The sequence below is a fragment of the Paenibacillus sp. AK121 genome, assembly GCF_019042715.1.
GTDB lineage: Bacteria > Bacillota > Bacilli > Paenibacillales > Paenibacillaceae > Paenibacillus > Paenibacillus polymyxa_C.
On the sequence record NZ_JAHPJM010000006.1, the window covers coordinates 22,353 to 43,598 of the forward strand.

Annotated in this window: 16 protein-coding genes; all 16 read right to left on the reverse strand. The window is 47.7% G+C overall.

Annotated features, from left to right (window positions below; all coding sequences use genetic code 11):
- Positions 1-2: 2 nt before the first annotated feature.
- Positions 3-1,379 (reverse strand): bifunctional folylpolyglutamate synthase/dihydrofolate synthase, encoded by a 1,377-nt coding sequence (locus KSP24_RS12570; protein WP_058712271.1) that lies wholly within the window; start codon positions 1,377-1,379, stop codon positions 3-5.
- A gap of 36 nt (positions 1,380-1,415) precedes the next feature.
- Positions 1,416-4,082: a valine--tRNA ligase gene (locus KSP24_RS12575; RefSeq protein ID WP_013372679.1), complete on the reverse strand. Its 2,667-nt coding sequence runs from the start codon at positions 4,080-4,082 to the stop codon at positions 1,416-1,418.
- A gap of 435 nt (positions 4,083-4,517) precedes the next feature.
- Positions 4,518-5,849: a LysM peptidoglycan-binding domain-containing protein gene (locus KSP24_RS12580; protein ID WP_216975256.1), complete on the reverse strand. Its 1,332-nt coding sequence runs from the start codon at positions 5,847-5,849 to the stop codon at positions 4,518-4,520.
- A 125-nt stretch (positions 5,850-5,974) separates the two neighbouring features.
- The gene (locus KSP24_RS12585) at positions 5,975-6,886 is read right to left on the reverse strand and encodes an RluA family pseudouridine synthase (protein ID WP_025678453.1); all 912 of its coding nucleotides are present in this window, start codon (positions 6,884-6,886) and stop codon (positions 5,975-5,977) included.
- A complete protein-coding gene (gene hemL, locus KSP24_RS12590) occupies positions 6,883-8,187 on the reverse strand; it encodes a glutamate-1-semialdehyde 2,1-aminomutase (protein ID WP_025678456.1) in 1,305 nt (434 codons plus the stop codon). The genes KSP24_RS12585 and hemL overlap by 4 nt, the downstream gene beginning before the upstream one ends.
- 31 nt (positions 8,188-8,218) lie before the next feature.
- The gene (gene hemB / locus KSP24_RS12595) at positions 8,219-9,217 is read right to left on the reverse strand and encodes a porphobilinogen synthase (protein WP_013372683.1); all 999 of its coding nucleotides are present in this window, start codon (positions 9,215-9,217) and stop codon (positions 8,219-8,221) included.
- Positions 9,218-9,265: 48 nt separating this feature from the next.
- The gene (cobA, locus tag KSP24_RS12600) at positions 9,266-10,822 is read right to left on the reverse strand and encodes a uroporphyrinogen-III C-methyltransferase (protein WP_025678459.1); all 1,557 of its coding nucleotides are present in this window, start codon (positions 10,820-10,822) and stop codon (positions 9,266-9,268) included.
- 4 nt (positions 10,823-10,826) lie between these two features.
- On the reverse strand, positions 10,827-11,753 hold the full coding sequence (hemC, locus tag KSP24_RS12605; protein ID WP_013372685.1) for a hydroxymethylbilane synthase: 927 nt from the start codon (positions 11,751-11,753) through the stop codon (positions 10,827-10,829).
- A 1-nt stretch (position 11,754) separates the two neighbouring features.
- Positions 11,755-12,402 carry a precorrin-2 dehydrogenase/sirohydrochlorin ferrochelatase family protein gene (locus KSP24_RS12610; RefSeq protein WP_216975257.1) on the reverse strand — a complete coding sequence of 216 codons (648 nt, stop codon included), beginning with the start codon at positions 12,400-12,402 and terminating at the stop codon, positions 11,755-11,757.
- Between the two features lie 8 nt (positions 12,403-12,410).
- Complete coding sequence (gene ccsA / locus KSP24_RS12615; protein ID WP_216975258.1) at positions 12,411-13,238, reverse strand: cytochrome c biogenesis protein CcsA; 828 nt, start codon at positions 13,236-13,238, stop codon at positions 12,411-12,413.
- Positions 13,239-13,254: 16 nt separating this feature from the next.
- Positions 13,255-14,649 (reverse strand): glutamyl-tRNA reductase, encoded by a 1,395-nt coding sequence (hemA, locus tag KSP24_RS12620; protein ID WP_216975259.1) that lies wholly within the window; start codon positions 14,647-14,649, stop codon positions 13,255-13,257.
- A 249-nt stretch (positions 14,650-14,898) separates the two neighbouring features.
- Positions 14,899-15,297, reverse strand: a complete 399-nt coding sequence (gene speD / locus KSP24_RS12625) for an adenosylmethionine decarboxylase (RefSeq protein WP_025678464.1) — start codon at positions 15,295-15,297, stop codon at positions 14,899-14,901.
- 265 nt (positions 15,298-15,562) lie between these two features.
- Complete coding sequence (locus KSP24_RS12630; protein ID WP_013372690.1) at positions 15,563-16,150, reverse strand: hypothetical protein; 588 nt, start codon at positions 16,148-16,150, stop codon at positions 15,563-15,565.
- A gap of 286 nt (positions 16,151-16,436) precedes the next feature.
- Positions 16,437-17,048, reverse strand: coding sequence for a ribosome biogenesis GTP-binding protein YihA/YsxC (gene yihA, locus KSP24_RS12635; protein ID WP_013372691.1), 612 nt, complete (start codon positions 17,046-17,048; stop codon positions 16,437-16,439).
- A gap of 18 nt (positions 17,049-17,066) precedes the next feature.
- A complete protein-coding gene (lon, locus tag KSP24_RS12640; protein ID WP_025678468.1) occupies positions 17,067-19,403 on the reverse strand; it encodes an endopeptidase La in 2,337 nt (778 codons plus the stop codon).
- Positions 19,404-19,513: 110 nt separating this feature from the next.
- On the reverse strand, positions 19,514-21,241 hold the full coding sequence (gene lonB / locus KSP24_RS12645) for an ATP-dependent protease LonB (RefSeq protein ID WP_216975260.1): 1,728 nt from the start codon (positions 21,239-21,241) through the stop codon (positions 19,514-19,516).
- Positions 21,242-21,246: the final 5 nt, after the last annotated feature.

The window sequence follows — 21,246 nt, forward strand, 5'->3', positions numbered from 1 at the left end:
TTTCACCAACCTTTTTCCGAATCGGTTTGATACATAAGGGTAGCCCGTACATCCGCAATAAGATACAGCGTGCCGGACACCACCCCCAGATCTTCCGCTTCCGTATGTGACTGAAACAGGCTTAAAGCCTTTTTCCAGTCACCTTCTACAATAATTTTTAAATCCGTTTTGGCATAAGACGGCCGCAGCTTCTCCACGAGATGAGCCAAATCAGCGGCATTCATTTTGCGGCGAAAATCGGGCTCGGTCAGGATAAGCGTATCCACTAGTGGCAGTATATGCTGCAAGTATGCCTCATGATGCTTGTTTGACAGCATTCCCATCATTAAAACCAATTTTTTGTACGAATACACTTGTGGGAGACTCTTGGCCAGCGTCTGAGCCCCTTCTGGATTATGAGCCCCATCAAGGACAATTCTCGGCGAGGTACTGACTTGTTCGAGACGCCCTGCCCAGGCAGCTTGCCTAAAGCCCTCCAGCAGATCCGCATCATCCAACACAAAAGCCATATACTGACGTAGGACTTCAAGTGCCATCATAGCTCCTGCCGCATTAGAACATTGATGCTCGCCTAACAACGTGATGTCGATTTCCATATGCCGGAAGGGTCCAGCGAATGAAAAGGTCTGACCTGTTTCATTCCCATTTAACCGTTCATACGTAAATTGTTCTCCTGCCAGGTACAAGGTAGCTCCTTGCTTGGCCGCCGTTTCACGTATGACCTGAATAGCCTCGGGCTGGGAAACACAACTGACGACAGGTACACCCGGCTTGATGATCCCAGCCTTTTCTCTTGCAATCTGTTCCAGTGTATCTCCCAAAATGTCCGTATGGTCATAGCCGACATTCGTAATAACCGAGACGATAGGACTCACGATATTAGTTACATCCATCCTTCCCCCGAGACCTGTCTCCCATACCACAACATCTGGAAAAGCTACCGTAGCATAGTACAAAATAGCCAACGCTGTGGACACCTCAAACATCGTGGGTGATCCCAACTCACTATCAGCGATTTCTTTCACCAACGGATACAAGCGATTGGCGAGTGAAACCAGCGTTTCATCTGGAATATCGGTCCCGTTGAATTGAAAACGGTTTGTAAATCGGGTGATGTACGGAGAAGTAAAGGTCCCAACATCGTATCCACATTTCAGAAGCACAGAGGTTAGAAAGGCACAAGTCGAGCCCTTACCGTTGGTTCCCGCAATATGAATAAATTTCAGATGTCGTTGGGGATCACCCAGTCTACTCATCAGCTGTTCGATTCGTTCCAGTCCGGGTCTAATGCCAAACGGAATCAACCCGTTAATCCATTCCACTGCTTCATCATAATTTTGTAAAGGGGCTATGTCGCCGCCCCTGATCGTATCTGACATCCTCTTCACCTTCAGGTCATTTTATTGTGAGTGAAATTATCCCTTGAGTTCTTCAATACGTGCGATAACTTTAGCGCGCTTATCTGAGTAATCGGCTTGCTTGGCCTTCTCTTCCTCGATGACTTTGGCTGGTGCCTTTGCCACGAAGCCTTGGTTGGAGAGCTTTTTCTCCACGCGCTCCACTTCACTGTTCAAATGCTGAAGTTCTTTTTCGAGTCTGCTAATTTCCTGGGCAATATCTAGCAGTCCGGCTAACGGCAGGTATAGCTCTGCGCCGCTAACAATAGATGTCATGGCTTTATCTGGAGCGGTGAACTCTAATCCCGCGTCGAATTCAGACGTATTACAGAATCGACGTACATACTCCCCATTGCGGTTAATGATATCAAGAACGGCTTGATCGCCGGGTTTTATGAGCAATTCAATTTTTTTACTCATCGGCACGTTGACTTCAGCGCGGATATTGCGCACAGCACGAATCACGTCGATCAGCAAATTCATTTCAGCGACCGCATCCTTATCCTCGAAAGCAGGATCGTAAGCAGGCCAAGCAGCTAGTGTGATCGTTTCTCCCTCATGCGGAAGATGCTGCCATATTTCCTCGGAGATAAAAGGCATGAACGGATGAATCATGCGTAGTGTCCGATCCAAAACATAGGCAAGGACGGATTGTGTTTTCTTTTTCGCCTCTGCATTATCGCCATATAGGGAAAGCTTCGCAAACTCAATGTACCAGTCACACAAATCATCCCAAATAAAGTTGTACAGAAGGCGGCCTGTCTCGCCAAATTCATAAGCATCTATTAGACGCGTGATGTCGCGTGAAGTTTCGTTTAGACGGTGCAGAATCCAACGATCAACGGTGCTCAAGTCACCGGTAATGTCTATATCTGCCGCAGTGACGCCTTCCAGATTCATCAGCGCAAAACGTGATGCATTCCAGATTTTATTGGCAAAGTTACGCGCCTGCTCCACACGTTCCCAGCGGAAACGAAGGTCTTGTCCAGGCGTGCTGCTGGTGGAGATCATATAACGCATAGCATCGGTACCATATTGTTCGATCACGTCGAGCGGATCAACACCATTGCCCAGGGATTTGGACATTTTTCTTCCGTCCGCGTCACGAACCAGACCGTGCATAAGTACGTCCTTGAACGGAATCTCTTCCGTAAATTCCAGCGCGGTAAAAATCATACGCGATACCCAGAAATAAATAATGTCGTAGCCTGTAACTAGAACATTAGTCGGATAATAGCGTTTGAGATCCTCTGTCTGCTCAGGCCAACCCAGGGTCGAAAACGGCCACAAAGCAGAGCTGAACCAAGTATCGAGTACATCCTCATCCTGTTTGAGCTTTCTACCGGCATATTCAGGCAAAGTGGTAGGGTCCTCCGCCGATACAATCACTTCTCCGGTTTCTTCATCATACCAAGCCGGAATACGGTGTCCCCACCATAATTGACGGGAAATACACCAATCTCGCACATTTTCAATCCAATGCAGATAAGTACGCTCAAAGCGATCCGGCACAAAGTTTACACCGTTGCCAGCCTTCTGTGCTTCAATCGCCTTAGCTGCCAGAGGCTTCATTTCCACGAACCATTGCGTGGACAGATAAGGTTCTACAACTACACCTGAACGCTCACTATGGCCTACTTGGTGTACATGCTCTTCAATACGAATTAGTACACCCTGCTCTTTCAAATCAGCGACGATTTGCTTACGGCAATCGCTGCGATCCAGTCCCTGATATTTGCCTGCTTCAGCATTCATGGTTCCCGTCTCGTCCATCACCGTAATTTGTGGCAACTGGTGACGTTGTCCCATTTCAAAGTCATTCGGATCGTGAGCCGGTGTGATTTTAACAGCGCCGCTACCGAAATCTTTATCCACATAGTCATCCGCAATGACCGGAATTTCACGCCCTATGATTGGAAGCACAAGCGTTTTGCCGATCATTTGCTTGTAGCGTTCATCTTCCGGATGTACAGCTACAGCCGTATCGCCCAGCATCGTTTCAGGACGTGTGGTGGCTACAGTAATAAATCCGCTACCGTCTTTCAGTGGGTATTGCAGGTGATATAGATTTCCATTCACCTCTTTGTATTCCACCTCAATATCCGACAACGCAGTACGTGCAGCAGGGTCCCAGTTAATGATGCGTTTACCGCGATAAATCAGGCCCTTTTTGTACAGTTTAACGAATACTTCGCGTACCGCTTTGGACAGTCCCTCATCCAATGTAAAACGTTCACGGGAATAATCGAGAGAAAAGCCCATTTTTTCCCATTGGTTGTGGATATTGTCCAGATAAAGATCCTTCCACTCCCACACTTTTTCCAAAAACTTCTCACGGCCCAAATCATAGCGAGTCAGGCCTTCTTCACGCAGCTTCTGCTCTACTTTTGTTTGAGTAGCAATACCTGCATGGTCTGCCCCTGGAAGCCACAAGGCATCATAACCCTGCATCCGCTTGGCGCGGATAATAATATCCTGCAAAGTAAAGTCAAGAGCATGTCCAATATGCAACATACCCGTAACATTGGGTGGTGGAATAACGATTGTAAAAGGCTCTGCCTCTGGATGTTGCCCGGCGCGGAAATAGCCCTTCTCCATCCACGTTTTGTACCATTTTTGTTCTGCTGATTTGGGATCATACGTTGTTGGCATTTCCAAGGTTGTCTTGTTGTCTTGTTCTGACATATCAGGATACCTCCATGATTTTTCAATTGGCAAATAAAAAAAGCCCTTCATCCTCAAAGGACGAAAGGCTGTTCTCTCGCGGTACCACCTTTGTTTCACCCCTAGTGTATGTATCCACTGATCCATTACACATGGTGTGACACTTTATGCAGATAACGGTTGCGGACCGGCCTTATTCTACCGTGAACCTCTTATCTTCCGAAGGAATGAAATGAGGAACCGTTCAAACAGGCGACTCCCGGGTGACTTCGGCCAGTAGCTTCCTGCGGAACCTCACAGCGCTGCAATTCCACTCTCTGAAGGGCTTGCTGCCTACTCTTCCCGATCTCAGTCTTTCAATAACTATACCACATCATACATTTCCCATTGACTATAGTCAACACCCATTTCTCATTGACTATAGCCAGCACTTCGTCGCATGTTTCAGCAACCGAATCAAGGGATGTACAATACTTGCCCTTCTTCTACATGATGCTCTGCCAATCTGTTATACAATTGAAGCTCCCGTGTGCTGAGTTGATAACGGTCTGCTATCGTTTCCAGTGTATCCTCGCGCTGTACAATGCATAACCTTACCTTGCGGAAAGGCGTTTCATCCTGTGTATGGAAAAAAAGATTTTTCCACTTGGCATCCTCACGCTCTTCGTCGACTTTCTGATCCTGACCTTGCGGTTCATGTTCCAGCTGCTGCTGGTGTTCCGCTTCTTTTACCGAACGGCTGGATTGAAGCAATGATGAGTAGACAACCGGGTCCGGCTCGTCTGCTCCTTCATCCTTTTTACTGTTAAAAGCCACGCGCATCTCTGGCTTTTCCTCAGTAAAGGTATCATGAACTTCATGGTTTACCTGTTCTGACGCCTCAGGCCTGAAGTCAAAGTCATTCCCCTGACTTGCTTCCAACTGCGGCTCCAAATAAATCTCCGACTCTGTGTCAGAATGCGGCTCCGACAGCAAAGAGTCGTATGCTACATTGGGAGATGTAGAAGATACTTTAGGCTCATCTCCTACCGTCCCTACTGCCTCTTGCTGAATTCCCCACACTTCCGGTGACTCCTGCTCATGCTTCACTTCGGAAGAACTGTCTTCAATTGCTTTTCCCGTCCATGGCTCATAATATCGATTCGGATCTACTATCGGGTCATAAGTCTGCTGCTCCAATGATGACTTCTGTTCAAGTTGATCCTCTGACGGCTGTTCCCAGTACGCTGACTCCTGTTGCTCTGCTATTGTGTATGAAGTTTCCGAGTCTGTATAGTTGTTGAATGCCGAGTCTTGGGTAGAATAGGCCTCTTCGTGACGATGCTCCCCATCGCCGGAAAGAGATGGAGCCGGATGTTCAGGTGCATGCACCACAGTAAACTCCTCATCCAGCCAAACCGCTGTCTCCTCTGCATGAGAGCTTTCCACCCCATGCAAAGAAAGAACCCCTGTAATGTTTAGACTGCGTAAAGAGAGCAGGTCCACATCAAAATTTTCAATCTCCACAGAGATATCTTCCAATCTTCCTACCCGGTTCAGCGGAATGGTAATTTCCACAGGGATCAAATGATGAAGCTCGCTCGTGATCTGTTCAGGTGTGCGGTACACGCCCTCCAGCAGCAAATGCCCTCGCAAAGCGGCATGGTCGCCGTGGGTTACAACCTGAATGCGTGGCAGAAGCTCAATTTCCTCCAACTCGGCAATCCCGGCAGCTTCCTCCGTCAAATGAATGCGTTCATAAATATCAAAACGCAAGCCTTGCGGCTGATCATTCTGTTGTTTATTCAAGGATGGCATCCTCCTTTGGGCAGCCTCCGCACATCCTCTGACTCGTGTCAGGCGCACGGAAACTCCATATTGCAAACCGTTTCTAGGTTCAAGTATATGCGCCAAAATAGAAGGCATGCCATCTTTTATAGCTGTTTGTGCAGCTTTTGAAAATCATCCGGCCAAGCATCCTCCACGGTTATCGTTTCGCCGCTCAGCGGATGACAGAAGGTAAGGCGCTCTCCGTGAAGGGCCTGCCTACCAAAATCAACAGCACGACCGCCGTATAATACGTCCCCAAGCAAAGGATAGCCAGCATGACTAAGATGTACGCGTATCTGGTGCGTCCGGCCTGTCTCCAGCGTCAGATACACGAGACTGACCGCACTCGGACCACTCCCCCATACTTCACCAACTTCCACATGGGTAACCGCCTTCTGCCCGGTTGGGGATACACGGCGGCGCTGTTTATGATGCCTATCCTTGCCAATCGGCCAATCCAACGTCCGCAGCGATGGAGGTACTTTCCCTCGTACCAAAGCTACATAACGACGACCGATGTCCTTAGCTCGCATTTGTTCGTCCAGCTTGAGCAACGCAAATTCATTTTTGGCATATAGTACCGGGCCTGTCGTGTCCACATCCAGACGATGTACATGCCGTACTGCTGTATGAATGTCGTTAATTTCATAATAGGATGCGACAGCATGATCCAACGTCAGCGGACCATCCTTTACACCACCGTCTGGATGGACCGCCATACCCGCTGGTTTGTGTACGACCAAGCAAAAATCATCCTCGTATAGTATCTTCAAATCATACCAGCGTGGGATGACGCCGAGGTCCACTACAGGAAAAAGGGCCAGCCGCAGCCGGTCCCCTGTAAGTTCAATCCCTTTTTCATGCCGTAGCCTGCGCCACAGCTTGTCTGGTAATCCCAGACGGTTCAACAACCAGCGGTCCACAGCTTCAGCGCGATTTTCATCAGTTGCAATTTCTCGCCCCGGTGTGACTTCCAGCCACGGTCCTCTTCTTTTCCAGGTGCCTTTCCAACTCATAGACGTTTGAGCGCGCGATAGTTCGCTTCAATGGTAGCATCAATATCCTCAACTGTATGCACACCTGATACGAACATGCCCTCAAATTGAGATGGAGCTACACTAACGCCCTCATTCACCATTTCAGTAAAGTAACGGCGGAAGTGGTCCTGATTACTCGTTTTAGCAGTGTCAAAATTGACAACCTTCTCGTCTGTGAAGAACGGACACACCATAGAACCTACACGGTTGATCGTGACAGGAATCCCCAGCTCTCGCGCGTTACGTTCGAATCCGGCCTGAAGTCGTGCTGCCCGCTCTTCCAGGCGATCATATACTTCTGGTGTCAGCAATTTAAGCGTCGAATAACCTGCTGCCATAGCCAGCGGATTTCCGCTAAGCGTACCCGCTTGATAGATGGGGCCAGATGGCGCGATTTGCTCTAGAATGTCGCGACGACCGCCATATGCACCTACAGGTAAGCCACCACCAATTACTTTGCCTAGACACGTAAGATCCGGCGTCACACCAAAGCGCCCTTGAGCGGAATGAAGTCCCACCCGGAATCCAGTCATCACTTCATCAAAAATTAGTAGACTTCCGTGCTGCTGGGTTACCTCACGCAAACCTTCCAAAAATCCATGCTGTGGCGGTACAACACCCATATTGCCGGCTACCGGCTCGACAATAATAGCAGCAATCTCTTCACCAAATTTCTCAAAAGCCAGCTTCACCGATGCCAAATCATTATAAGGGACGGTGATTGTATGTGTGGCCACGACTTCAGGTACACCCGGACTATCAGGTAGACCTAAGGTCGCAACACCAGAGCCCGCTTTAATCAGCAAGCTGTCCGCATGACCGTGATAAGAGCCTTCAAATTTAAGAATTTTGCTACGTTTTGTAAATCCACGCGCGAGTCGTATCGCACTCATCGTCGCCTCGGTTCCCGAGTTGACCATGCGAACAATGTCCATAGAAGGAACACGCTCACATACGAGCTTCGCCATTTCCGTTTCCGCCAACGTTGGGGCTCCGAAGCTGGTTCCTTTTACAACAGCAGCCTGTAAAGCTTTAACCACTTCGGGATGCGCATGGCCCATAATAAGCGGTCCCCATGAACATACATAGTCTAGATAGGATTGACCATCGATATCATATACACGCGATCCTTCTCCACGATCGATATATACCGGTGTTATACCTACGGATTTAAAAGCTCGAACCGGACTGTTCACGCCACCCGGAATATACTGTTTTGCCTCATCAAAAGCTGCTTTGGAACGCGTATCCTTGCGTACTGTTCGTTGTTCGTCGATCATTCTAATCACTCCTGTCTTCTAAAAAATACACTTATTGCTTCAACCATCTTGCCGCATCCTTGGCAGAATAGGTAATAATCATATCCGCACCGGCACGCTTCATGCTTGTCAGAATCTCCAGTACCATCGCTTTTTCATCAATCCAGCCTTGGAGGGCTGCCGCTTTGACCATTGCATATTCACCACTGACGTTGTAAGCCACCATAGGCAAATCAAATTGGTCCTTAATGGTGCGCATTACATCCAGATAAGAAAGAGAAGGCTTCACCATCAGCATGTCCGCACCCTCCATCACGTCAGACTCCGCTTCCCGCAACGCCTCACGTGCATTGGCAGGGTCCATCTGATAGGATTTGCGGTCACCGAACTGCGGCGCAGAATCAGCAGCTTCCCGAAAAGGACCATAAAAGGCAGACGCATATTTAACGGAATACGACATAATCGGAATATGTGAAAAACCTTCCAGATCTAGTCCTTGCCGAATCGCCTGTACAAAACCGTCCATCATATTAGAAGGAGCGATAATATCTGCACCGGCTCTCGCCTGAGAAACGGCTGTACGTACCAGCACCTCCAGAGATTCATCATTCAATACTTCACCGCATACCTCACCATCATGCTCATGCATGTGCACCATACCGCAGTGTCCATGGTCCGTAAACTCACACAAGCAAGTGTCTGCCACGACCAGCAGTTCGGGATAACGTGACTTGATCAAACGAGTAGCTTCCTGAACAATACCGTTGTCCACAAAAGCTGAAGTCCCTACACTGTCTTTGGTTTCTGGTATGCCAAACAGGAGCACAGCAGGAATGCCAAGCTCACTAATTTCTTTCAGCTCTTCTTCCAGCCGATCCAAAGAAAAACGGTATACGCCTGGCATGGAGCTAATCTCCTGTTTCACTCCAGTACCAAATGTTACGTAGATCGGTTGGATAAAGTCTGCCGGATTCAATACCGTTTCACGCACCATGCTGCGAATGGCAGCCGACTGGCGCAAACGACGATGTCTGGTAAAAGGGACACTCATAGTTACAAACCTCCATTTTTTTATACATTCATTTGTAAAAATTAAAATTTATAATGTCATAACCGTACTTGATTGTTTCCAGTCACATAGCGATTGAATTAGACTTTCAATGGTCGCCTTCTCTGACATCAAACTGACAGTCAAGCCAGCTTGGGTTGCTGTCTCACCAGTCAAGGGACCGATCACAGCGATCGTAACTCCCTCCAGCAGGGAGACTGGATCACTGATCCCCATTTGTCTGAGGGCTTCCAGGAAAAAGGTTACGGTTGAGGAACTGGTAAACGTAATCGCATGAATGGCACGCTCCTCCAGCAACTTGAGCAGTTCATCATCCTGTGTGTTGGCCGCCAGCACCGTTTGATACAAATCAGCCTCGGTCACACGAAGTCCCATTTCCCTCAGCTGATCTGGCAGCCAGGAGCGAGCGAGATCACCTCTTGGAAGAAATACGTTTTGCCCTGCTTGCAAATCTTGCTCAAACGCTTCAAGTAAACCCTCTGCCTGAAAAGGACCTTCGATCTGTTCTGCTACAATTCCGTGCGCCCGAAGCGCGTCTGCTGTAGCTGGTCCGACCGCGGCAATACGTGCTTTGTATAGCGCACGTACATCCTTGCCCTGTTCCTTTAAGTGAGTGAAAAAGTACTCCACTCCGTTAACGCTGGTAAAAAACACCCAGTCATATTCAGGAAGCCGCGCAAACGCCTCTTTGATTTTCTGTTTTGCCTGCTCGTCCGAAGGGACGACGGTCTGGATAACTGGGAACTCATAAGGTTCGCCTCCAAGCTCCTCAATCCGGTGAACCAGACTACTGGCCTGCGCGCGTGCGCGAGTAACCAAAATTCGCTTCCCGAACAAAGGCATATCCTCTGCCCATTTTAACTGTTCACGCTGATTGACCACTTCTCCGACAACGATGACGGCGGGCGGTTGGAAATTCGCTGCCTTCACCTTGGCTTCAATATCCGCCAGCGTGCCCACTAGCGTATCTTGCTCGGCGCGGGTCCCCCAACGGATCAATGCAACTGGAGTATCGGACGGCTTACCGTGCTTTATCAGCTGATCACTGATATAGCCGATCTTCGCTACACCCATCATAAAGATCAGTGTCCCCGTTGCGTTCGTTACTTTATCCCAATGAATACTTTTATCGAGTTTATCCGGACTTTCATGACCTGTAATAATAGACAGCGACGAAGCCATATCCCGATGTGTAACGGGAATGCCTGCATAGGCAGGCACGCTGATAGCTGATGTGATACCAGGTATGATTTCATAGGAAATGCCGTGTTTACGCAGCAGCCCGGCTTCCTCGCCAACTCGGCCAAAAATAGTGGGATCTCCCCCTTTGAGCCGGACGACTGTCTTTCCTTCCAAAGCTAAATCCACCAGCAGCTGATTAATTTCCTCTTGCTTCATGGTGTGACGATCTGGCAGCTTGCCGACATATATTTTTTGGGCCCCTGGCTTCATCAGCCCCAAGAGGCGAGGGCTTGCCAGTCTGTCATACACAATGACATCGCCCAGTTGAATGCACTCCCAACCCTTAACCGTAATTAATCTTGCATCTCCGGGTCCTGCACCTACTAAATATACCTTTCCCACCATTCCATTATCCCCTCACCTGCGCCAGAATCTGTTCCGCTCCTTTGGCTATCAAACTGGCCGCCACCGCTTCTCCCAGCTTCTGCGGATCATTTCCCTGGAGCGTTTCCTTCAAAATAACCTCGCCATCTGGCGAGCCTACCATCCCTGTGAGACTGATTTCTTGACCAGCCCAGACTGCATGAGCGCCGATTGGCACTTGGCATCCCCCATTTAACACACCCAAAAAAGTTCGTTCTGCCTCAACCGTAGCCGAGGTATCCTGGTGGTTGTAGAGACGCAGCAATGCCAACAGCTCTTCATCGCTCGCACGGCATTCAATACCGAGCGCTCCCTGTCCCACTGCCGGCAAACATGCCTCCTCTGGTATATAGGACGTAATTCGGTCTTTCCAGCCCATCCGGTGCAAGCCTGCTGCTGCCAAAATGATGGCGTCAAAACCTTCCGTCTCCAGCTTTTTCAGACGGGAATCAATATTGCCACGTACTGGCTCCAATTGTAGATCAGGACGCATGGACTTGATTTGACTGGCTCTGCGCAAGCTGCTTGTGCCCACCTTGGCTCCTGAAGGCAAATCCTCCAGACTCTTGGCGCCCAATGTGATTAGGCAATCGCGTGGGTCCTCACGGCGCGGTACAGCGCCATTGACAAGACCCTCCGGCAATTCGGACGGCATATCCTTCATACTATGTACTGCCATATCAATTTCACCAGCCAGCATGGCCTGTTCAATCTCTTTGACAAAAAGCCCTTTGCCACCCACTTTGGACAAGGTTACATCCAATATCCGATCACCCTTGGTCAGGATTTTTTTGATGACAAATTGCAAATCCAATCCATGCTCCGCGCACAGCGCATTCAAATCCTCAATGACATGCCCGGTCTGAGTTAACGCTAGAGCGCTCTGTCTGCTGCCTACCACAATTGTTCGCATGTTATTCCTCCTGATTTTGCGCAATCCATAAATCTATTTCTTTTTCGGTCCAAGCCATAAATTCATGACGTCGTATTTGTTCCAAAATTCCGCTATTAACCAAGCGTCTTAATAGTTTGGTCCTTTGCTGTGGGGAACTTATCTTGCGTTTGATGATCTGCCGCATATCGTGCATGAAATCCAGATAAGGCTCATATTCGCTACCGAACAACGTATCCAAGGCTGATCTAATATTAGCGGTCACAGCGGGGCCTGCCCCTTCTGTGGAAATACTAATCGTCAGTCTCCCTCGTCGGATGATACCCGGCGTTATAAAATCTCCCTCTTCCGAGCGATCCGCCACATTTACCAGTATACCCCTTTGTCTGGCCTCATGCGCAACCTTATTATTCACTTCTCTCTGGTTCGTAGCGGCATATACAAGAAAGGCTCCCTGGAGGTCACCCTCGCGATATACGCGATTTACCCAGTGGAGCTGCTTGTGATCGGCCAGGACCTGTAAATCCGGCGTTATATTCGGGCTAATGACGGTAATGGACGCCCCACTTTCCATCATCCCCTTAACCTTTCGTTCCGCAATCCTGCCGCCGCCTACAACACAACAGAGCTTATTGTTACAATTCAACGAAATCGGGACAAAATGCTGCAAATGGCTTTTCACTCTCCCGTCCACTGATGAAATACAGACCAGGAATTCAGCAAAAAATTAAGAATTAGTAGCGTGTAGCCAACCAAAGACCACTTTGCCATGACAAGGCCTGAACGCTGGTTCAATCTTTTGCTCACTAAAAATACAATATACACGCATAAGGCAATCGCTGTCATCAGCACTTTGGTATCTAGTAAAAGACGCCAGCGTTCCTCGGCAATAATAGAAATGACAGCCACGACAATAGAAACTCCCAGCAGAGGAGTACCAATTAACAGCGCCATATGTGTATACCGATCCATCATTTCCAGACTCGGCAGGCGCTTGATCGTGTCATTCCATTTCTTGACTTTCAATTTACGATGCAAAAACAGATACAAGCCCGAAAATACAGCCGCTACCGTCATCGCGACAAAGCCAAGATTAGCCAGCGCAATATGAATCAGAAGCAGCCCATGTACTGTATGCCAATTTCCAAGCGGGTTGTCGATCGGCTCCATCCATATATTATTAAGCACAAGAACAGCAAAGCTAATGATATTAAGCAGCAATACCGCAAATTCCGATCGCTGATAACGTGACAAAATCAAAGAAATCAGCACCAGAATAAATGAGAACAGAAACAGAAAGTCGTAGGTCACCAAAATGGGAAGATGCCCTTCATTCCAGGTTCTCATTCCCATAAAAACAAGCTGGAGCACTACAACGATAAGAAGAAGCCCTGTACCTGTCCGTTTAGCATTCGCATTGCGACGAATTCCATCCGAAAATACAAACAGAAGGCTCAGGGCAAAAACATAAATCATTGAATCATATATAAGCATGCCTGAGGCCATGTCTGTTCACCCACCTTTACAGGCTGGCCGGCGCAAACGACGCTGGCAAAGCCTGAGCCTGACCGGTTTTTCCATGAACACCAGCCTCCGGTTTTATCAACGCAGATGCATCGCTTTTATCTACTTTCTGAGCGGCGTCCTCCAAACGATCCTCCAGAGCAAAAATGTGGTTAAACATGTCTAACGCCTCATTTCCCTGCTTTTGGACAGCCAGTTCCTTAACCCGATTGATCGGATCATGCATCATCTGATTCAGCATACTTTTCGTCAAGCGGCTTATCACTTTACGCTGCCGTTCATCCAGCTCGGGAAGCTTGTTATACAAGCTTTCCAGCGTATCCTGATGTATAGACTCCGCTTTTTCCTGTAATGCACGAATCACCGGACGCACTCCCATCGTTTTCAACCATTGATAAAACTCGCTAAGCTCATCTTCGATCATATGCTCGATTTTTGCAGCTTCAGTACGACGCATTTCCAGGTTGCTCTCCACGATCCCTTCCAGATCATCAATATCATATAGGAAAACATTCTGCAATTCGCCAATAGCCGGGTCCAAGTCGCGCGGAACCGCGATATCAATCATAAACAAAGGACGAGACTGACGACGTTTCATACTGGCTTCGACACGGTTGCGATCCAGAATATACCCCTGAGCACCAGTCGAGCTAATCACAATATCCACATCCGCCAACCGATTCATGCCTTCCTCCATCGTAACTGGTGTTCCATTAAACTTGGAGGCCAGATCCTCGGCGCGGGACAAAGTTCGATTTGCTACAATAACCTCGGCAGCTCCGCCGCTGTACAAATGCTTAACGGTAAGCTCACTCATTTTACCAGCACCGAGGATTAGTACCTTTTTATCCGTAAACATCCCGAAAATCCGTTTGCCCAGCTCAACGGCTGCATAGCTAACAGATACGGCACTTTCTCCAATAGACGTCTCCGAATGGGCACGCTTGCCCAATGTGACGGCCTGCTTAAACAGCATATTAAACCACGTTGCTGTAATTTTCTGAGATTGAGCCTGGAGAAAAGCATTCTTTACCTGACCCAAAATTTGTGTTTCTCCAATGACCATGGAATCCAGACCACAAGTCACACGGAACAAATGCCGAATTGCCTGCTCGTCTTCATATATATATAAATGTTGTGTAAACTGATCACGAGGAATACCAAACCATTGCTCCATAAAACTGCGTATAAAATAACCGCACATGTGAAGGCGGTCGACCACAACATATATTTCAGTCCGATTGCAGGTTGCGACAACTACGCCCTCCAACACACTTTTGGTAAGTTTGAGTTGCTCCAGCGCTTTTGGCAAATCCTGTTCTGCAAATGTAAACCGTTCTCTGACTTCCACAGGCGCCGTACGATAATTCAACCCAACAACGACGATGTGCATTGTAAAATTCACCTGCCTAAACTGTAATAAGAATACTCATTGTTATCATAAACTATGTTAATTATATCACAGAAGTCCGAATCCCCTTCGGCTGTTTTATGAATTGTTTATGAAAATTGGATAGCTTTCATAAACATCCAGCACGTTCTGTATGTTTTAGTTTAGTTTGAACTACTTTTAAAACAAATAACCATGGAATTGTTCCATGGTTATAATATAGGACGCACAAAAGGCTCCATAAAAAAAGATTTATACCAACTCAGCTAACTTGCACTTCGGTGATTCCACCTGAAGTTCTCCCAAGCCGCGAATTAGCTTCTTCGCATATGTTTTTTTCGGTTTTAGAACGGATACCAGGTAATCAATAGCCAGCTGCGGATCAACAGTCTCACCGCAAGTATAACAATCAATAGCGGCAAACCCTCTCTCAGGATACGTATGAATAGAGAGATGACTCTCCGACAACAGTACAAGCACGGTAGCTCCCTGTGGTTCGAATTGCTTGGATTGAACGGACATCACCGTTGCTCCGCAAGCTTCAGCAGCTTCAACTAATTGAGCCTCCAGAAACTGCGCATCATTCAGTAATTCAAACTCAACACCCCAAGTATCTACGGCAACGTGTCTTCCGAAAGTTGAGTATTCCAATTCCATCTTTCGGTTCCCCCTTCCTAGGAATAAAATGTTTGAAAAAAATTTCATCCGCTAGGACCTACGTCATTCACTTCCCGAGGGATAACCTCTCGCAACATTCAATGTCCTGAGTGAATCCTGGTTCCTATATTCATTTTCAACGAGATTAAAAATAACATCTATGTGCAGCAAATGCAATCATTTTTTTGGAATAAAAAAGCCCCTTTCGGCAAAGAAAGGGACTACACTGTATAACAATTCATTCCATATATTCAGCCTTTTAAGCTTCCAGTGCAAATAATTTGGAGCAACTCATCCGAAGCTTATGGTCAATCTGTTCCAGCTCAGAGAAAGTACGCGCCAAATTCCGTTCGTCAAGTAACGAATTAATGAGGTTGTATATATCTGCTATTTCATTTTCGACGTTCTGATGTTGAAAAAGCTGCTGCAGTTCTTGCACTGTATTTCTATATTCAAACACCAGCCTAGAGCCTTCCGCATTCTTTTCCATAATTTTGCGGACCGCACCCTCATTATAAAAATACACCATAGTGAATCCTTGATACATGCGGTAAACAATACCTTCACCCTTAAAGCGAACAAATAGTTGGCGTATAAACAGGGTTAGCTGTGGATGAACTAAGCGGCAAGTTAATTCACAAACAAACGCTCCCTCTTTGGCTTCAAAAAATAAATGAACTTCCTCACCCGCAATATGCTCTAGAACGATTTCCTGTCTTCCGTTATCCAGAACTTTAATGCGGTAATGCACCTGGGGATCATCCACTGCCTGCAAAAATTCGTCCATTTGGGTTTCTGACAAGGTCAAAGTGGTTTTTACATACTCTGTGGCTAACCGCTGTGCCATACCAATCTCCTCAATTCTTTCCTGAACCTTTAGTGTAAGCTTTATACTTTATTATACATCAGACCTGTTGCGCTTTCTTGCGTATCAAATCATAAATATCCGCCATTCATCGAAGATAAACGGAAAATACCGGAATCGCAGCTGTATTATCCTCCATATGCTCACTTTTATGCTTAAATCCCACGATTTCCTTTGTTTATTATATATTATTCCTACCTTTTTAGTGAGTTTAATGTTTTGAATCCAACTTCATAAAAAAAAGGCGCCCTTAAGGACGCCCCTAACCTTACAATTCCGTCTGCTCTTCGTCGTCATTCTCGATATAACTGGAGATGACCGACCACAGCTCTTCCTTGCCCATGCCTTCTTCGGATGAAAAGGGGATAAACAAACCCCCGGGAAGTATTCCAAGTTCCTGCTTGATTACCTTATAGTGCTTTTCTCGACGTGTTTTAGGGATTTTATCTGCTTTTGTACCTACAACACAGACAGGAAGCCCGTTATGACGCAGCCAGTCGTACATCATGATATCATCCTTGGACGGTGGGTGGCGCAAATCTACCATTTGTAGCACCAGCTTGAGCGGCTCACGTTCCAGCAAATAAGACTCAATCATTTGTCCCCAAGCCTTACGTGACGTTTTGGATACCTTAGCATAACCGTAACCGGGAAAATCGACAAAATAAAGCTCATCATTAATCCGGTAATAATTGAGTTGCTGAGTTTTACCCGGCGTAGAACTGGTACGCGCCAAATTTTTACGGTTAATCATCCGATTAATCAGTGATGATTTTCCAACATTGGAGCGCCCCGCCAGAGCAATCTCTGGCAAAGCGTCCACAGGAAACTGATCCGGACCAACCGCACTTATTATAAATTCTGCTTTTGTTACTTTCATTGTGTCTTTAATTCCTCTCTAATGTACCCTTGCCTGCTCAACCAAAGCATGCTTTAACACCTGATCCATATGGGCAACGGGGACAAATTCAACATCCTGCCGGATACTGTCGGGAATATCCTTCAAATCCCGTTCATTATCTTTGGGAAGCAGAATTTTTTTGTAGCCTGCCCGATGGGCAGCCAGCGATTTTTCTTTCAAACCACCAATCGGCAATACGCGACCGCGCAGGGTAATTTCGCCCGTCATCGCTACATCCTTAGATACATGACGGTTGGTCAAAGCCGAAATTAATGCAGTAGCAATCGTGATTCCGGCAGATGGACCATCCTTCGGAATTGCTCCCTCAGGAATATGAATATGGATATCATTTTTCTCATAGAAATCCAATTCGATGCCCAGATCGACTGCTTTGGAACGAGTGTAGCTGAATGCCGCCTGAGCGGATTCTTTCATAACGTCTCCTAGTTTACCCGTAAGGATCAGTTTCCCGCTCCCAGGCACGACCGTCACTTCAATCATCAGTGTTTCACCACCGACCTCTGTCCACGCCAAGCCTGTAACCGTACCGATCTGATCCTCCAGTTCTGCTACACCGTAACGGAATTTGGCGATACCCAAATAATCTTTCAAATTATCCGGTGTGATTTCAATCGGTCCTTCGCCACCGGATACAACTGACTTCGCCGCCTTGCGGCATAGAGAAGCCATTTGCTGTTCAAGATTACGCACACCAGATTCACGGGTATATTCACGAATGACACGCAGCAGCGTATCCTCCCCAATAACCAACTGTTCCTCTCCCAAGCCATGCTCTCTCTTCTGCTTGGGCAGGAGATACCGATTGGCAATTTCCAACTTCTCCAGTTCGGTGTAACCGGGAATATAGAGCGTCTCCATACGATCCATCAGCGGACGCGGGATATTATGTGCAGCATTGGCTGTCGTTACAAACATCACGTTGGACAGATCAAACGGCAACTCAACAAAATGGTCACTGAACGTGTTGTTTTGTTCAGGATCGAGCACTTCGAGCAATGCCGCCGATGGATCGCCCCGGAAGTCGGAGGCCATTTTATCAATCTCATCCAGCAAAAAGACTGGATTAGATGTTCCTGCGGTCTTCATTCCCTGAATAATCCGACCCGGCATCGCGCCAACATAAGTCCGGCGGTGACCACGGATTTCCGCTTCATCCCGCACACCTCCGAGAGAGATGCGGACAAATTCCCGACCCATGGATTTGGCAATCGAGCGAGCCAGCGAGGTCTTGCCGACTCCTGGCGGACCTACGAGACACAGAATGGGTCCCTTAATGGTCTTCACCAGTTTGCGCACAGCCAAATACTCCAACACCCGCTCCTTGGGCTTATCCAGCCCGTAATGGTCGTTATCGAGTATTTCTTCTGCTTTGACAATATCAAGATCATCATCGGTGAACTTGTTCCACGGCAAGCTTAACAGCCAATCGACGTAATTGCGGATGACACCACCCTCGGCAGAGCTTGCCGGCATTTTTTCCAGACGGTCAATTTCCTTTTCGACCTTCTCCTTCACCGGAACCGGCAACTCTCGTTCACTTAGCTGGTTGCGTAGTTCTTCAACTTCTCCTGCGCGACCTTCCTTCTCACCAAGTTCCTTCTGAATCGCCTTCATTTGTTCACGCAGATAATACTCCTTCTGCGTCTTTTCCATCTGCTTCTTCACACGCTGGTTGATTTTACGTTCCAACTCCAGCACTTCACGCTCATTGTTTAAAATATCTAGAAGCTTCTCCAGACGCTGAGTTACGTCGATCGTCTCCAATATATCCTGCTTTTCCTTAATTTTGAGCGTCAAATGGCTTGTGATCACATCAGCCAGGCGTCCTGGCTCCTCAATATCAGATACCGCAGCGAGAGTCTCCGGTGTTACCTTTTTGGACAAATTGATATAATGCTCGAACTGAGTTAATACAGTGCGCATAAGCGCATCCGTTTCAGGCTGCACATTTTCTGCCTCGTGCAGTTCCTTCGCCATTACCTCGTAATATTCTTCATTGTCCGTATATTGAATAATCTCAGCACGTTCCAGCCCTTCCACCAATACTCGAATGGTTCCGTTGGGAAGCTTGAGCATTTGGCGTACTTTGGCTACCGTGCCGACTCGAAAAATATCCTCTTGTGTGGGTTCTTCAATATTAACTTCTGATTGAGAACACAGGAGAATCAAATTGTCTTCAACCATCGCTTTTTCCAAAGCCTTGACCGATTTTTCCCGGCCCACATCGAGATGCAGAACCATGCTCGGGTAAACCAGAAGTCCTCTTAAAGGCAGCAAAGGAAAACGACGACCTTTTGTCTTGGTGGGTCCCATCGCTTTCGCACCTCCAGTGATTCTCAGGTTCCGGATTTTACAATCCTCACGTTGTTATCTTTCATATTTTATCAAATGTTTTATAAAAAAACCAATGAAAGACTAGTTCATTAGCAAGATCCTGTATCTGAAATCGTCCCATTATGCGTTCCATCCGCCTGTAACAAGGAGGACTGGGATGGGCGAAAAGTCTCAATTGGCGCATGTACAGGCGCATCCGTCGTCATCTCTTCTCCGAACACATGACGGAACACTTCGGTCACCGACTGTACAGGGATGACTTTTAGGCCTTCAATGCTATCAAAAAGAGCTTGCCAGTTGTCCTGTGGAATGATCACTTTTTTGGCACCAGCCTGAAAAGCAGCTTCGACCTTGGCTAATACGCCGCCAATCGGCTTGACTCGGCCATGGATGCTAATCTCGCCAGTCATGGCAATTTCATGATCCACCGGAATTCCCCGCATTGCAGAGGCAATAGCTGTTGCCATTGCAATCCCTGCCGACGGACCATCTACTGGCGTACCCCCAGGAAAATTGATATGCAGATCGTAATTGGAGGGGGATAAACCGAGCGTACGCAAAACAGTCAGAACATTTTCTACAGAGCCTTTAGCCATGCTCTTACGACGCAGTGTTCGGGAGTTACCTCCGATCTCTTCTTCATCCACAACACCCGTAATATTATAGCTTCCCTTTCCTTCGGGAACCGGAACCGCAGTAACTTCAATTTCCAGCAGCATCCCCATGTTCGGACCGTATACGGCTAATCCGTTAACGAATCCGATTTGCGGCAAGCCCGGTATTTTCCGATCAGGACGGGGTTGAATTTGGCTGCTACCCGCTACCCATTCCACGTCCGAAGCATCGAGTCGTTCCCTTTTCTCGGTAAGTGCCAAACCAGCAGCAAGCTGGATCATATTGACTGCCTCCCGGCCGTTGGTCGCGTAACGCTGTACAACCTCTACTGCCTCTGGACAAGGACCAAAGCCTAGCTTGTGTACAGCATCTTCAGCAATACGAGCAATCTCCTGCGGCTGCAGGGCACGGAAATAAATTTCCATGCACCGGGATCGAATAGCAGGTGGCAGCTCATGCGGTGAACGGGTCGTCGCACCAACCAAGCGGAAATCCGCTGGCAAACCGTTTTGAAAAATATCGTGAATGTAAGCAGGCGTATGCGAATCTTCTGAATTGTAATATGCACTTTCCAAAAATACCTTTCGGTCCTCCAGCACTTTCAACAGCTTATTCATCTGCGTTGGATGCAGCTCGCCAATCTCATCAATAAACAGCACCCCTCCATGAGCCTTCGTTACAGCTCCGGGTTTAGGTTGAGGGATACCTGCTACCCCCATCGCTCCTGCCCCTTGGTAGATTGGATCATGTACTGAACCAATTAACGGGTCCGCAATACCACGCTCGTCAAAACGGGCCGTTGTGGCATCAATTTCCGTGAATTTAGCATCCCCTTTGAACGGGGAGGACTGATTCTTCTTGGCCTCTTCCAGCACCACACGTGCGGCTGCCGTTTTCCCTACACCAGGGGGGCCATAAATAATGACATGCTGCGGATTCGCACTGCATAACGCCGCCTTGAGCGCACGCAGCCCATCCTTCTGACCGACGATATCCTGTAACGTGGCAGGACGTGTGCGTTCAGCCAGCGGCTTAGTAAGTGAAATAGAGCGCAATTTGCGCAACTTATCCAATTCCTTCCGAGATTCCCGATCCACCGCACTACGGTTCGTTTTCTGGCTCCGTAGAAGGTTCCAGAAATACAGACCAATAACAATCCCAAAAAACATTTGCACCAATAACAATATCATAGTCAAGTCCATCGTAT

Coding starts and splice junctions, on each gene's coding strand:
- yihA (WP_013372691.1), bottom strand. CDS start 17,048: ATGAAAGTAACAAAAGCAGAATTTATAATAAGTGCGGTTGGTCCGGAT.
- lon (WP_025678468.1), bottom strand. CDS start 19,403: ATGGGACCCACCAAGACAAAAGGTCGTCGTTTTCCTTTGCTGCCTTTA.
- KSP24_RS12570 (WP_058712271.1), bottom strand. CDS start 1,379: ATGTCAGATACGATCAGGGGCGGCGACATAGCCCCTTTACAAAATTAT.
- hemB (WP_013372683.1), bottom strand. CDS start 9,217: ATGAGTGTCCCTTTTACCAGACATCGTCGTTTGCGCCAGTCGGCTGCC.
- hemC (WP_013372685.1), bottom strand. CDS start 11,753: ATGCGAACAATTGTGGTAGGCAGCAGACAGAGCGCTCTAGCGTTAACT.
- lonB (WP_216975260.1), bottom strand. CDS start 21,241: ATGGACTTGACTATGATATTGTTATTGGTGCAAATGTTTTTTGGGATT.
- KSP24_RS12630 (WP_013372690.1), bottom strand. CDS start 16,150: ATGGCACAGCGGTTAGCCACAGAGTATGTAAAAACCACTTTGACCTTG.
- KSP24_RS12585 (WP_025678453.1), bottom strand. CDS start 6,886: ATGAGTTGGAAAGGCACCTGGAAAAGAAGAGGACCGTGGCTGGAAGTC.
- hemL (WP_025678456.1), bottom strand. CDS start 8,187: ATGATCGACGAACAACGAACAGTACGCAAGGATACGCGTTCCAAAGCA.
- hemA (WP_216975259.1), bottom strand. CDS start 14,649: ATGCACATCGTCGTTGTTGGGTTGAATTATCGTACGGCGCCTGTGGAA.
- cobA (WP_025678459.1), bottom strand. CDS start 10,822: ATGGTGGGAAAGGTATATTTAGTAGGTGCAGGACCCGGAGATGCAAGA.
- ccsA (WP_216975258.1), bottom strand. CDS start 13,238: ATGGCCTCAGGCATGCTTATATATGATTCAATGATTTATGTTTTTGCC.
- KSP24_RS12575 (WP_013372679.1), bottom strand. CDS start 4,082: ATGTCAGAACAAGACAACAAGACAACCTTGGAAATGCCAACAACGTAT.